This window comes from Streptomyces sp. 35G-GA-8, assembly GCF_023534745.1.
In the GTDB taxonomy this organism is placed as follows: Bacteria; Actinomycetota; Actinomycetes; order Streptomycetales; family Streptomycetaceae; genus Streptomyces.
The window spans coordinates 403,751-416,974 of record NZ_JAMHJQ010000001.1; the positions used below are offsets into that span (position 1 = coordinate 403,751).

The 13,224-nt window shown below is 71.4% G+C and carries 9 protein-coding genes; 1 reads left to right on the forward strand and 8 read right to left on the reverse strand.

Annotated elements, in window-relative coordinates:
- Positions 1–11: 11 nt before the first annotated feature.
- The 8 genes from M1203_RS01750 to M1203_RS01785 all read right to left on the reverse strand — a co-directional run bounded on the left by M1203_RS01750 (position 12) and on the right by M1203_RS01785 (position 11,947).
- Positions 12–944, reverse strand: coding sequence for an LD-carboxypeptidase (locus M1203_RS01750; protein WP_249947638.1), 933 nt, complete (start codon positions 942–944; stop codon positions 12–14).
- Complete coding sequence (locus tag M1203_RS01755) at positions 941–2,953, reverse strand: prolyl oligopeptidase family serine peptidase (protein WP_249947639.1); 2,013 nt, start codon at positions 2,951–2,953, stop codon at positions 941–943. The genes M1203_RS01750 and M1203_RS01755 overlap by 4 nt, the downstream gene beginning before the upstream one ends.
- Before the next feature lie 11 nt (positions 2,954–2,964).
- Entirely contained in the window at positions 2,965–4,314 is a 1,350-nt protein-coding gene (locus M1203_RS01760) for a M20/M25/M40 family metallo-hydrolase (protein ID WP_249947640.1), read from the reverse strand.
- 10 nt (positions 4,315–4,324) lie between these two features.
- The gene (locus M1203_RS01765; RefSeq protein WP_249947641.1) at positions 4,325–5,158 is read right to left on the reverse strand and encodes a M55 family metallopeptidase; all 834 of its coding nucleotides are present in this window, start codon (positions 5,156–5,158) and stop codon (positions 4,325–4,327) included.
- Between the two features lie 110 nt (positions 5,159–5,268).
- Positions 5,269–5,988, reverse strand: coding sequence for a class I SAM-dependent methyltransferase (locus M1203_RS01770; RefSeq protein WP_249947642.1), 720 nt, complete (start codon positions 5,986–5,988; stop codon positions 5,269–5,271).
- Between the two features lie 134 nt (positions 5,989–6,122).
- Positions 6,123–8,594, reverse strand: coding sequence for a SpoIIE family protein phosphatase (locus tag M1203_RS01775; protein ID WP_249947643.1), 2,472 nt, complete (start codon positions 8,592–8,594; stop codon positions 6,123–6,125).
- Between the two features lie 136 nt (positions 8,595–8,730).
- The gene (locus M1203_RS01780; protein ID WP_249947644.1) at positions 8,731–11,223 is read right to left on the reverse strand and encodes an MFS transporter; all 2,493 of its coding nucleotides are present in this window, start codon (positions 11,221–11,223) and stop codon (positions 8,731–8,733) included.
- Positions 11,224–11,491: 268 nt separating this feature from the next.
- On the reverse strand, positions 11,492–11,947 hold the full coding sequence (locus M1203_RS01785; protein ID WP_249947645.1) for an SRPBCC family protein: 456 nt from the start codon (positions 11,945–11,947) through the stop codon (positions 11,492–11,494).
- A 137-nt stretch (positions 11,948–12,084) separates the two neighbouring features.
- On the opposite strand from M1203_RS01785, the gene M1203_RS01790 reads away from it, so the two are divergent.
- Positions 12,085–13,176: an Rv2578c family radical SAM protein gene (locus M1203_RS01790; RefSeq protein ID WP_249947646.1), complete on the forward strand. Its 1,092-nt coding sequence runs from the start codon at positions 12,085–12,087 to the stop codon at positions 13,174–13,176.
- Positions 13,177–13,224: the final 48 nt, after the last annotated feature.

Sequence of the window (13,224 nt, forward strand, 5' to 3'; positions counted from 1 at the left end):
GATCTCCCGACTCAGACGAGGGCGGGTACGTCCAGGGTGAGGGTGGCGCTCTCCGCGTCCAGTACGGCGGGCACGCCCAGCGGCACGGTCAGGTTCGACTCGCCGTGGCCGAAGCCCAGTTCCTCCACGACCGGCACGCCCAGCCCGCCGAGCCGGTCGAGCAGCAGCGCTCTGACGTCCTCGTACGGTCCGCACTCCGCCCAGGAGCCGAGGCCGATCCCGGCGACGCCGTCCAGCCATCCGGAGCGCAGCAGTTGGGTGAGGATACGGTCGAGACGGTACGGCTCCTCGCCGATGTCCTCGATCATCAGCAGCCCGCCGGCCGCCGAGGGGCGCGCGTACGGGGTGGACATCTCGGCGGCGAGCATGCTGACACAGCCGCCGAGTGTGATGCCCGGGGCCCGGCCGGGGACCAGCCCCCGGGCGGTGTCCTGGCCGAGGGTGCGCACCGACTCGGGCTCGAAGAGCGTGGCGCGCAGCGACTCCTGAGTCCCGGTGTCCTTGAGGAAGGTCATCGCGGCGGTCATCGGACCGTGCAGGGTGACCAGGCCGAGCCGCCGGGCGAACGCCTCGTGCAGCGCGGTGATGTCGCTGTAGCCGACGAAGACCTTGGGGCCCGCGGCCCGCATCGCGGTCCAGTCGAGCAGATCGGCCATGCGCTGGGCCCCGTAACCGCCCCGGGCGCAGAGCACGGCCGAGACGGCCGGGTCGCACCAGGCCTCCTGGAGGTCGCGGGCGCGGTCCTCGTCCCGTCCGGCGAGATAGCCGAACCGGCTGTGGACGTCCAGGACATGGGGCGCGACCACGGGATCGAGGTCCCAGCCGCGCAGGATGTCCAGCCCGGCTTCGAGCCGCTCGGCGGGCACGGGGCCGCTGGGCGCCACGACGGCGACCCGGGCACCTGCCCGCAGTCGCGCCGGCCGGGTCAGTGGGGTGAGCGTCATCCGCGGAACTCCAGCCGTGGGATGTCGGTGCGGTCGATGCCGAAGGTCTGCGCGTACAGGGACAGTTCGGCCTCCAGCGCGCGGACCATCGTGTCGGCCCTGCGGAAGCCGTGGCCCTCGCCCTCGAAGGCGAGATACGCGTGCGGTACGCCACGTCCGGCCATCCGGTCCAGGAACCGTTCGCACTGCGCGGGCGGACAGATCACATCGTCGAGCCCCTGCAACAGCAGGAACGGCGCGCTGACGCGGTCGGCGTGGTGCAGCGGCGAGCGGTCCCGGTAGCGACCGGGCACCTCGGCGAGCGGGCCGACCAGCGATTCGAGGTACCGGGACTCGAAGTCATGGGTCTCGTCGGTGGCCCAGCCGAGCAGATCGAGGATCGGATAGCTGATGGTGCCGCAGGCGTAGACATCGGTGGAGGTGAGGGAGACGGCGGTGGTCCAGCCGCCCGCGCTGCCGCCGCGTACGGCGAGCCGGGACGGGTCGGCGGTGCCCTCGGCGGCGAGCGCGGAGGCGACGGCCGCGCAGTCCTCCACATCGACCACGCCCCACTGCTCGCGCAGCCGGTCGCGGTAGGCCCTGCCGTAGCCGGTGGAGCCGCCGTAGTTGACCTCGGCGACACCGATGCCGCGCGAGGTGAAGTAGGCGATCTCCAGATCGAGGACGAGCGGGGCGTGGCCGGTGGGCCCGCCGTGGGCCCACACCACATAGGGCGGTAGTTCCTCGTGGGGCGCGCTGTGGTCGGGACTGTGCGGCGGATAGATATGGGCGTGGATCTCGCGGTTGTCGGGACCGGAGAAGGTACGGATCCGGGGCTCCGGGTAGTAGGCGGGGTCCACCGGGTCCCGGTGCGCCGCGCCGATCACCCGGGCGTGCCCCGTGCCGGTGTCCAGCTCCACGATCTCGTACGCGCTGCGCGGACTGGCCGCGACGCCGATCACCCGGTCGCCCTGGACGGCGAGGGTGGCGGCCCACTCGGTCCATGGTCCGGCGGCGTCCACCACCTCGCCGGTCGCGGGGTCGAGTACGCCGAGCGTGGTGGAGCCCTTGCCGTGGATGACGGCGATCAGCCCGTTCTCCATGGGGTGGAACCACTGGAGGCCGATCTTCCAGAGCGGTCCGCCGAACTCCTCGCCGCGGCCGGGGCAGAGGCCGGTGCTCGGGACGACGCCCGGCGCTCCGGCCGGCCCCAGGTTCTCCGGGCGAACGCGCTGTATCTCCCACCAGCCGCCGATGTCGGAGACGAAGAGCAGCGAGCCGTCCGGCGCCCAGTCGACCTGCGCGACCGATTCGTCGGTGTCCCCGACGACCGCCCTGACGCCGGTGAAGGGGCCGCTCTCCGGCACCTCGCCGAGCATCACCACCGTGCCGTCCCAGGGCATCCGCGGGTGGTCCCAGGCGATCCAGGCGGCCCGGCGTCCGTCGGGCGAGAGCCGGGGCCCGGTGACGAAGCGGTGCCGGTCGTCGGTGAGCTCCCGTACGGCCGTACGGTCCTCGGCGGCCGAGCCGTCGAGCGGGACGGCCGCGATCACCCGTCGTACGTCGGTGGGCGCCTCGCCGGTGAACTCCTCCAGCACACACCAGACCTCACCGCGGTCGAGGAGAAGCCGCGGATCGGCCCAGCGCAGTCCGCCGCCGGTCGCGGACACCGGCGTGAGCGGCCGGGGCGCACCGCCGCCGTCCGGCTCGTACGCGTACAGCCGCTGGTCCGGGAAGTGGACGAAGACGATGAGCGGGCCGCCGTCGGGGCGGGTGGCACCGGCCCAGGGCACCCCGCCGTACTCGATGACCCGGCTGCGGACGTTCCACGGGGCCGGCAGCGGCGACTCCTCGGTGCCGTCGGCCCGCCGCCGTACGAGCGCGCGCCGGCCGGCCTCGGCGGGACGCGGCTCCGTCCACCACACCTCGTCGCCGACCACCCCCACATACTCGGGGCGGCCGTCGTGCGAGGCGGCCAGCGCCGCGTCGATCGGTGACGGCCACGTTCCGTAGGCCCCCATGGACAGCATGGGTCACGCTCCTAAGCGGACTTCAGATAGTGGTCGAGGACACGGACGCCGAAGTGCAGCGCCGAGACGGGCACTCGCTCGTCCACGCCGTGGAAGAGCGCCTGGTAGTCGAAGCCGCGGGGCAGCTTGAGCGGCGAGAAGCCGTAGCCGGTGATGCCGAGCCGGGAGAACTGCTTGGCGTCGGTCCCGCCCGACATGCAGTACGGCACCACATGCCCGGCCGGGTCGAAGCGCTCGACGGCGGCGCGCAGCTTGGCGAATGTCGGCGAGTCGACCGGCGACTGGAGGGCCACCTCCCGGTGGTGGAACTCCCATTCCACGTCCGGTCCTGTGAGCTGGTCCAGGGTGGTACGGAACTCCTCCTCGCCGCCGGGCACCATGCGCCCGTCGACATAGGCGACGGCGTGCCCCGGGATCACATTGACCTTGTAACCGGCTTCCAGGACGGTCGGGTTGGCGCTGTTCCTTATGGTCGCCTCGACCAGCGCGGCGGCCGGGCCGAGCTTGCCGATCAGCCCGTCCGTGTCGAAGTCCTCGGCGTAGGGATCCGCGTCGATGCCGTGGAGCGCGGCGAGTTCGGCGAGGGCGGCCCGTACCGTCGGGGTGAGCCTGACCGGCCAGGGGTGGTCGCCGATCCTGGCGATGGCGGCGGCGAGCCTGCTGACCGCGTTGGAGCGGTTCACCTTGGAGCCGTGCCCGGCCCTGCCGTGGGCGGTGAGCTTCAGCCAGCCGGTGCCGCGTTCTCCGGCGGCGATCGGGTAGAGCGCCATGCCGTGCCCGGCGTGGAAGGTGAAGGCCCCGGATTCGCTGATGCCCTCCGTACACCCCTCGAACAGCTCCGGGTGCTGGTCGGCGAGGAATCCGGAGCCGTCCTCGGCGCTGGCCTCCTCGTCGGCGGTGTAGGCGAGCACGATGTCCCGGCGTGGCCGGATCCCGTGCCTGGCCCAGGCGCGGACGACCGACAGCACCATCGCGTCCATGTTCTTCATGTCGACCGCGCCGCGCCCCCACACCACGCCGTCGCGGACCTCGCCGGAGAAGGGGTGCACGGTCCAGTCGGCGGGCTCGGCGGGCACCACGTCCAGATGGCCATGGACGAGGAGCGCGTCGGCCGAGGGGTCGGTGCCCTCGATCCTGGCCACCACATTGGTGCGCCCGGGGGTCCGCTCCAGCAGCGTGGGTTCGATCCCCGCGTCGGCGAGCCGTTCCGCGACATATTCGGCCGCCGGACGCTCGCGGCAGTCGCCGCCTCCCCGGTTGGTGGTGTCGATACGGATGAGGTCCGAGGTGAACGTGACGACCTCGTCGAGCGCGACAGCGTCAGGGGCACCACCGGTGTCGATGGGGGTCTTATCAGCCATGGGTGTCATATCAGCCATACTGCTCCTCCACGGCGGCCGAGACGATCGTGGTGACCGCTTTGAAGGTACGAATGGCCTCATACATCGTCCCGCTGGTGTACGCGGCCTTGCGCTCCCCGCTGGGAGCCACGCCCGGTACGACCGTGGCGACGTCGGAGAGATGGGCGGCGTCGAACTCCATCTCGACGGTGAACGGACCGCCGGTGGCCGGTTCGTGTCGTCCGGCGAGGGCCGTGGCCGCCTTGGCGGCGGCGCGGATGTCCGCGGCGGTACGGGCCGGCGTCCGGCAGACGGCCGCGTACCGCGAGACGTGGTCCTTGACGGCGACCTTGCGGGCGTCCGGCGCGTAGCCCTCCGCGTCCACGCAGGTCAGATCGTCGCCGGTGACCAGCACCACGGGGACCCCGTACTCCGCGACCACATGCGCGTTGAGCAGCCCCTCACTGGCCCGGGTGCCGTTCAGCCATACGCCGGTGAGGGAGTTGGCGAGATAGGTGTGCGCGAGCACTCCCTCCGTACCCGCACCCGTGTGATAGCCGACGAAGGCGATGCCGTCGACGTCTCCGTGCTGGACGCCCTCGACCATGGAGAGCGACTTATGACGGCCGGTCAGCATCTGGGCACGGTCGTCGAGCCGTTCGAGCAGCAGATTGCGCATGCTCCAGTGCGCCTCGTTGATCAGCACCTCGTCCGCGCCGCCGTCGAGGAAGCCGAGCACGGCGGCGTTGACATCGGAGGTGAACAGGGAGCGGCAGCGTTCCCACTGCGGCGTGCCGGGCAGCACATCGCCCGGCCAGGTCACCCCAGTGGCGCCCTCCATATCGGCGCTGATCAGGATCTTCACCGGTACTCCGTTCTCCCTGGTGCGAGATGGCCGTCGGCGGGACATTACACCTGTCGTACGACATGCGATCTTCTCCCCGGCGGGAATCGGGGCCCAGCACGCGTCGCGGTTCATTCGCGGGCGAGGACGTACCACCGGGACGGCAGCTCGATACGGGTGCCGTCCCGCAGCTGTTCCGTCTGGACCAGCGCGGTGTCCCCGTCCGCCAGGATCCGCAGCCCCGCCGCGCGCAGCACCTCGGGCACTTCCTCGTCCCCGGCGCCGGCCGGCTTGAGCCCATGATCGAAGACCCGCCGCAGCTTGGGGGGCGGGCCTCCCGGCTCCGCCGCGGCCCGCTGGAGGACCTCCTTGGAGGCGCTGGTCAGTTCGACGACGAACGCCCGGCCGCGCTCCCCCAGCAGCTCCGCCACCGCGGCCGCCACCGCAGGCCGGTCCTGGGGCTCGCTCTGGTGGATGACCGCGCGCATATAGACATTGGTGTCGCCCGTACGCTCCCGGAGCGCGCGCACCGCGTCGAGGTCCACCAGATCGATCTGCTCGAACTCCGCGGTCCCCGCCGTGTCGGCGCCCCGCGCGTGCTCGATCGCCGCGTGCGAGAGATCCACCCCGATCGCCCGCGCGAAGCGGGTGGCCAGATAGCGCGTCTGGGTGCCGTTGCCACAGCCGAGGTCGACCACGGGCAGGGTGGCGTCGGCGTACGGCAGCAGCAGTTCGCTGTCCGGTACGGAGGTGAACGACGGGTCGGAGTCCCAGATCGCCTCGCCCGGCGTGTCGGAGGTCGCCGCCCAGAATCCTTCCCATGACTCGCGGTATCGCCGCGACACATCCATGTACGGTCTCCCCTGCTGCGGCCCGCCGGAGGCGGGCGGTGGAAGATCCGGACTACCGTCCCCGCGGGTCGGCGCGGAAGAGGGCGGACGCTTCTTTCCGCTTCCGTTCGACTCTTTCAGCTTCCGTTCGACTTTCAGCTTCCGTTCGACCGCGCCCGTACCTTTCGCGCGAGAGCCTGCTCGAACCAGACCGTCTTGCCGCGCGCCGAGCTGCTGGTGCCCCATTCCCGGGCCAGCGTGCTCACCACGCGCAGCCCGCGCCCGAACTCGTCGTCCCGGCCCGCGTCGAGCAGGGCGGCGGGGGCCGGCTCGTCGTCGATGACCTCGCACAGCAGCGCGTCCGTACGGACCAGCCGCAGCCCGACCCGCCGGGTCCGCGCGTGCTTCACGGCGTTGGTGACCAGTTCGCTGACCATCAGCTGGGCCGTCTCCACCGCGGCCGGCAGCTCCCAGTCGAGCAGCTTCCCCCGCACCAGCCGTCTGGCCCTGGCCACCTCGCGCGGGTCCAGGGCGAGGCGGAACTCCGCGACGTCCCCGTCCGGGATGCCGTTCAGCCTGGCCATCAGGAGCGCCACATCGTCCTTGCGCCCCTCGTGGGTGTTGAGCGCGCGAATGATGGTGTCGCAGGCTTCGTCCATCGAGGCGGCGGGGTGCGCGGCCGAGGCGCAGAGCGCGGCCAGGCCGTCCCCGATGTCCACCCCGCGCACCTCGACGAGACCGTCGGTGCAGAGCACCAGCCGGTCACCGGGCCTCACTTCGACGGTCGCGGTCTCGAAGGCCACTCCGCCCACCCCTATGGGGGCGCCGGTCGGCAGGTCGAGTACTTCGGCCCTGCCGTCCGCCGCGCGTACGAGCACGGGCGGGATATGCCCGGCGTTGGCGATCTGGAGCTCGGACCTGATCGGGTCGTACACCGCGTACAGACAGGTCGCCAGATACAGCTCGCCGAGCCGCTGCGCCAGGTCGTCCAGATTGCGGAGCAGTTGGGCGGGCGGCAGCTCCATGGTCGCCATGGTCTGTACGGCGGTGCGCAACTGACCCATCATCGCGGCCGAGTTGAGCCCGTGGCCCATCACATCACCGACGACCAGGGCGGTGCGCGAGCCGGGCAGTTTGACGGCGTCGAACCAGTCACCGCCGATCCGGCCGAGCCGGGTGCCCGGCAGATAGCGGGTGGCGATGTCGCACCCCGCCATATGCGGCGGGACCCGCGGCAGCATGCTGTCCTGAAGGGTCTCGGCGACATTCTCCTGGTACGTGTACATCCGGGCGTTGTCGAGTACGAGCCCGGCGCGGGCGGCGAGTTCGGCACCGGTCGTCCGGTCCATGCCGTCGAACGGCTGCCGGTCGGGCCGTCGCATCAGCACCATGAAGCCGAGCACCACATCACGCGCCTTCAGCGGGACGAGCAGCATCGACCGGTGGTTGATGAGGGGGCGCAGATCGCGCTTCTCGAACTCGCCCGAGATCCGGTCGCCCGCCTCCTCGCTGAGCCGCGGGATGAGCACCGGCTCGCCGGTGACCATGCACTGGAAGAACGGTGTGTGTTCGGGGAAGGCTATGGCCTCGCCGACGGGCACCGTGTCGTCCCAGCGGCCCGGTTCGTCGTTGTGTTCGACCCAGACCCGGTGCCAGACGGTGGTCACATCGGGCGGCCCTTCGGGGAACCCCTCCCCGGCGAGTACGGCGGCGCGCAGATGCGTACCCGCGAAGTCGGCGAAGCGGGGCACGGCCGCGCTGGTGACCTCGCGGATGGTACGGGCCAGATCGAAGGACGAGCCGATCCGGCCGCTGGCCTCGTTCAGGAACTCCAACCGCTCGCGCACCGCCGCGTATTCGAGGTCCAGCTCGGGTCGGGGCGCGGCCCGCCGCCGGGGATCCCCGTCCCCGTCCACCGGCTCCGTCACACCGCCGCGGCCCTCCGGCCGCCTCGGCACACCCCAGTCGGGGGTGACGGGCACCCGGTCGTGATGGCTGAACTCCAGGGCCGGATAGCCGAGTTCGAGGACCTGCGCGACGATGCGATTGGATTCGGCCGGGCCCATGTTCGGCAGGATGTCCGGCAGCCGCCTGGCCAGCGCCTCGGCGTCGGGCAGCTCGGCGTGCAGGGCGAAGGCCGGGGAGATCCGCCGGGTGTCGGCCCGGCCGTCCACGCCGTCCCGCTTGAACTGGGCCGTATCCGCGGCGAGTACGAGATGACGCCCTGGCTCCGGGCCGATCAGCGGATACGCCCACCACACCACGTCGAGCCGGTCGCGTCCGCACTCCGAGAGCGTCGCGCGCCCCGCGGTCGCGTAGGAGCCGCGGCCGTGCAGCTCCGGTCCGCCCTCGGTGTCGAGGCCGACGTCCGGGTCGAGACCGATGCCGGTGTCGTCCACGCCGTGCGCCACGCCGCGTTCCGCCGCGGCGAGGGCACCGGCGACCGGCATCAGATCGGTGGCCGGCTGACCGACCGCCTCGTCCTTCGAATGGCCGAAAAGTCTCCGTGCGCCGGTCGACCAGTGTGAGACCAGGCCGTCCCCGTCCACGACGACCACAGCGAGCGGAATCCGGCCGTCCGCGACGGGCCGCTGCCGCGACGGTCCCGGCGGAACACCACTGTCCATGGGTGGGAGGCTCCTTCCCTGCCGCCAGGATCCGCGGCTCCGCCCTCCACGGTACGGCCCTGCGCGGGGGATGCGCCGGGCAATGAACTAATCAGTAGTGCGCCCGCGCACAACCCCCCTATTGACTGAAATTCAGTCAGTCCTCATGGCCGAGCAGGAGATCGCGTTCGGTGCGTCCGCCGCCCGCCACCTGGAGCACGGTGGCGACCGGCGGATAGCCCGCGGCGATCACGGTGTACTCACCCGAGGAGAGATCCACGAACCGGAAGGTGCCGTCGGCGGCGGTGGTGAGGGTGTCCACCACATTGCCCGCCGCGTCGAGCAGGGTGACCCGGGCGTCCTCGACGGGACGGCCGCCCCCGGCGCGTACGGTGCCGCGCAGCACCGCCCCGCCGGCCAGCTCGATGTCCTGCCGGGTCTCCCGGGACGCCTGCACACTGACCGGCAGCGCGGCGGGCCGGAAGGCGGGCGCGCTCGCGGCGAGCGTGTACTCGCCCGCCACCAGCTCCGAGATCACATACGAGCCCTCGCGCCCGCTGCGGGTGGACGCCACCACCTCGCCCCGTACATCCGTGAGGGTCACGGCGGCGTCCCGTACCGGCGTCCCGTCCGCCGTGAGCACGGCGCCCGCGAGCCGCCCGGCGCCGCCGAGGACCACGTCCAGCTCGACGGGGCGTTCGCCGACGGTCACCGTGACGGCCTGGGGCTGATGCCCGCCGGCCGCCGCGATCATCACATACGACCCCGAGCCCGGCACGCTCAGCGCGTACCGTCCGTCCTGGCCGCTCGCGCCGCGCCCGATCTGTTTGCCGTGGACATCGATGAGGGTGAGGGCGGCACGGGGCACGGTGGAGCCGTCGTAGTGCTGCACCGTGCCGCAGACCGCGACACCCGAGATGTACGGGGCCGGTGCCGGCGCGGCGGGGATGCCGGGGGCGGAGGCGCTGCGCGCGGCGGGGACGGTGCCGGACTCGGCGGTCGGGACGTTCTGGGACACCAGTGGTTTCTCCTTGAGGAAGAAGGCGATCAACAGGCCGAGGACGAGCACCGGCACGAGATAGAGGAAGATCCGCGGCATGGCGTCCGCGTACGCCTGGATATAGCCGTCACGCAGCGCGGGCGGCAGCGCGTGGACCGCCTGCGGGGTGATGGACTCGACGTCGGGGAGGCCGCTGCCCGCGGGGACGCGGTCGGCGAGGGCGTCCGCGAGCCGGTTGGCGAAGAGCGTGCCGAAGATGGCGGCTCCGACACTGCCGCCGATCTGCCGGAAGTAGTTGTTGGCGCTGGTGGCGGTGCCGAGGTCGGCGGGGGGTACGGCGTTCTGCACGGCGAGGATCAGCACGGGCATCACCAGCCCCATCCCGAGGCCGAGGATCGCCTGCGCGATCCCGCTCTCCAGCTGTGACGTGCCGACGTCGAGCCGGGACAGCAGCCACATCCCGGCCACCGAGAGCACCCCGCCGAGCACCGGATAGATCTTGTAGCGGCCGGTACGGCTGATGAGCTGACCCGAGACGATGGAGGCGATGACGACCCCGCCCATCATGGGCAGCATCAGCAGACCGGACTCGGTGGCGCTGGCCCCGTCGACCATCTGGAGATAGGTCGGCAGATAACTGGCGGCGCCGAACAGCGCGACGCCGACCACCGCCCCGATGAGGCTGGTGATGTTGAAGACGGAGTCGCGGAACAGCCGCAGCGGGATGATCGGTTCGACGGCGAAGTGCTCGACGACCAGGAAGAGCACCGCCGTTCCGACGGCGCCCGCGGTCAGTCCGAGGATGACGCGGGAGCCCCAGGCGTACTCCGTACCGCCCCAGCTGGTCAGCAGCACCAGACAGGTGGACGAGGCGGCGAGCAGCAGCGCGCCCAGGACGTCGAGACGGGCGCGGGCGGTGGGTTTGGGGAGCCTGAGGACGACCGTGACCACGGCGAGTGTGACCAGGCCGAAGGGCACATTGATGTAGAAGCACCAGCGCCAGGAGACATGGTCGGTGAAGAATCCGCCGAGCAGTGGACCGGCCACGGACGCGAGCCCGAAGGCCGCGCCGATCAGCCCCATGAAGCGGCCGCGCTCCCGGGGCGGCACGATATCCGCGATGATCGCCTGGACGCCGATCATGAGCCCGCCCGCGCCGATGCCCTGGATGGCGCGGAAGGCGATGAGTTCGTCCATGGTGCGTGACCAGCCGGCCAGCGCGGAGCCGATGATGAACACGACGATGGCGAACTGGAAGACGCCCTTGCGTCCGAAGAGGTCGCCGAGCTTGCCGTAGATCGGCAGTCCGACCGTGGCCGTGAGCAGATACGCGGTGATCGCCCAGGACATCCGGTCCAGGCCCTGGAGTTCGCCGACGATCTTGGGCAGCGCGGTGGCCACGATCATCTGTTCCAGCGCGGCCAGCAGCAGGGCGAGCATCAGCCCGACGAAGACCAGCCGCACCCGGCGGGGGCTCAGGGCCTCGGCGGGGGCCGCGCCGTCGGCGCGCGGGGGCGACGGAGGATCCGCGGCGGCGGGTGTGGCGAGTGACGCGGCCCGCGCGGCCTCGTCGGCATCGCTCCCGACACCGTTCCCGAAGCCATTTCCGACGCCGTTCCCGACGTCCTTCACCAGAGTGGTCCCGCCCACGTACTGCTCCCCTCGTCACACCTGCGCGGCGTCATTGTTCGCATTGCGCGCCAAGCAGGAGCAAGCGGGTTGCTCTCCCCTGAACGGGGTTGTGACGGGGGCGGGTTGACAGGTGGGGCTGACGCCGAGGGCGCTCATCAGGGGCTTTCCCGCGACGCGTCGTGCGGGGGCACGCTACGGCGCCGCGGGGAAATCCACTCGAAACGGTGACCCCCGGCAACTATCTGCCGGGCCGGCCTCAACCGGCCCGAATCCGGGGGGACATGTTCTAGTTTGTGGCGTCCTTCTCGGTCTCCTTGGCGAGCCTGGCCAGGATCTCGTCGTAGATACGGCCCAGGCCCTTGGGGGCGAAGGTCCGCTCGAAGAAGCCGCCGATGCCGCCCGCGCCGTCCCAGACGGTGGTCACGACGGCCTTCGACCTGCCCTCACCGGCCGGGGTGACGGTCCAGGTGGTGACCATGGAGGAGTTGCGGTCCTTCTCCACGAGCCGGCCGTCGTCGGGCTCGGTCACCTCCAGCAGACAGTCACGGACGCGCTTGCTGGTGGCCTGGAGCCGCCAGTGGACCAGGGTGCCCTCGCCGTCGCCGCCCTCCCGCACCTCGTACTCGCTGAAGTGCCCGGGCAGAAGCTTCGCGCGGGTGTTCTCGTAGTCGGCCAGAGCATCGAACACCGTCTCCGGGTCCGCCGCGATGATTCGCTCCGTCGTGGCCTCGACCTGCGCCATGGCTCTTCCTCCAGCACTCGTTTTCCGGTGGGGTGCGGCCAGCCAACCACCCTCCGGCACGCCCGCCCAAATCGTGGTTGCGGCGATCAAGGGAACATGTGTTCTATTCTGTGGTCAGTGCTACCGAGGAGGCACCCATGCGCTGGGACAATCTGGTCGAGAACGACTCGACGACCGGGCCGACCGGGCAGACCGGGCCGACCGGGGACATCGCGCTCTTCGGTACGGACGCCGTGACCACCCGTACCTTCGACACGCCCGAATTCCGCGGCATCACCTTCCACGAGATCCGGGCCCGTTCGATCGTGAACCGGGTGCCGGGCGCGTCCCGTATGCCGTTCGAATGGACGGTGAACCCGTACCGGGGCTGCACACACGCCTGTGTCTACTGCTTCGCCCGCAAGACCCACAGCTATCTGGACCTCGACACGGGGCTCGGTTTCGACTCCCAGATCGTGGTCAAGATCAACGCACCGGAGCTGGTACGCCGCCGGCTGGGCTCCCGCCAGTGGCAGGGTGCCCATATCGCCATGGGCACGAATGTCGACTGCTACCAGCGGGCGGAGGGGCGCTACCGGCTGATGCCGGGGATCATCACGGCCCTGCGCGACCACGCGAACCCCTTCTCCATCCTCACCAAGGGCACGCTGATACTGCGCGATCTCGAACTGCTGCGGGAGGCCGCGGCCGTCACGGAGGTCGGCGTCTCGGTCTCCGTCGGCTTTGTCGACCAGGAGCTGTGGCGCACGGTCGAGCCCGGCACGCCCTCGCCCGAGCGCCGTCTCGACGTCGTGCGGGCGATGAGTGACAACGGCATCGGCTGCGGGGTGCTGATGGCGCCCGTGATCCCCTTCCTGGGCGACGGTCCCGACCAACTGCGCGCGACGGTACGCGCGATCGCCGCCGCCGGAGCCACCTCGGTGACCCCGCTCGTCCTGCATCTGCGGCCCGGCGCGCGCGAGTGGTTCATGGCCTGGCTGACGCGGCACCATCCCCATCTGGTGGCGCGGTACGAGCGGCTGTACGCGGAGGGGGCGTACGCGCCCAAGTGGTACCAGCGCCGGATCACCCGGCAGGTGCACGAACTGGCCGACGAGTTCGGCATCGGCCCGGCGAGCCGGGGCGGGGCCCGGCGGATCACCGTGCCACGGGATCCCGACCTCCCGGGTCTGCCGATCAGGCCGGTGGCGGATCCCGGACCCGGCGCCACGCAGCTCACGCTGCTGTAGCGGCCGGACCGTGCCCGCCGCCCGGCCTCCTCCGGGCGCGGAGAACCC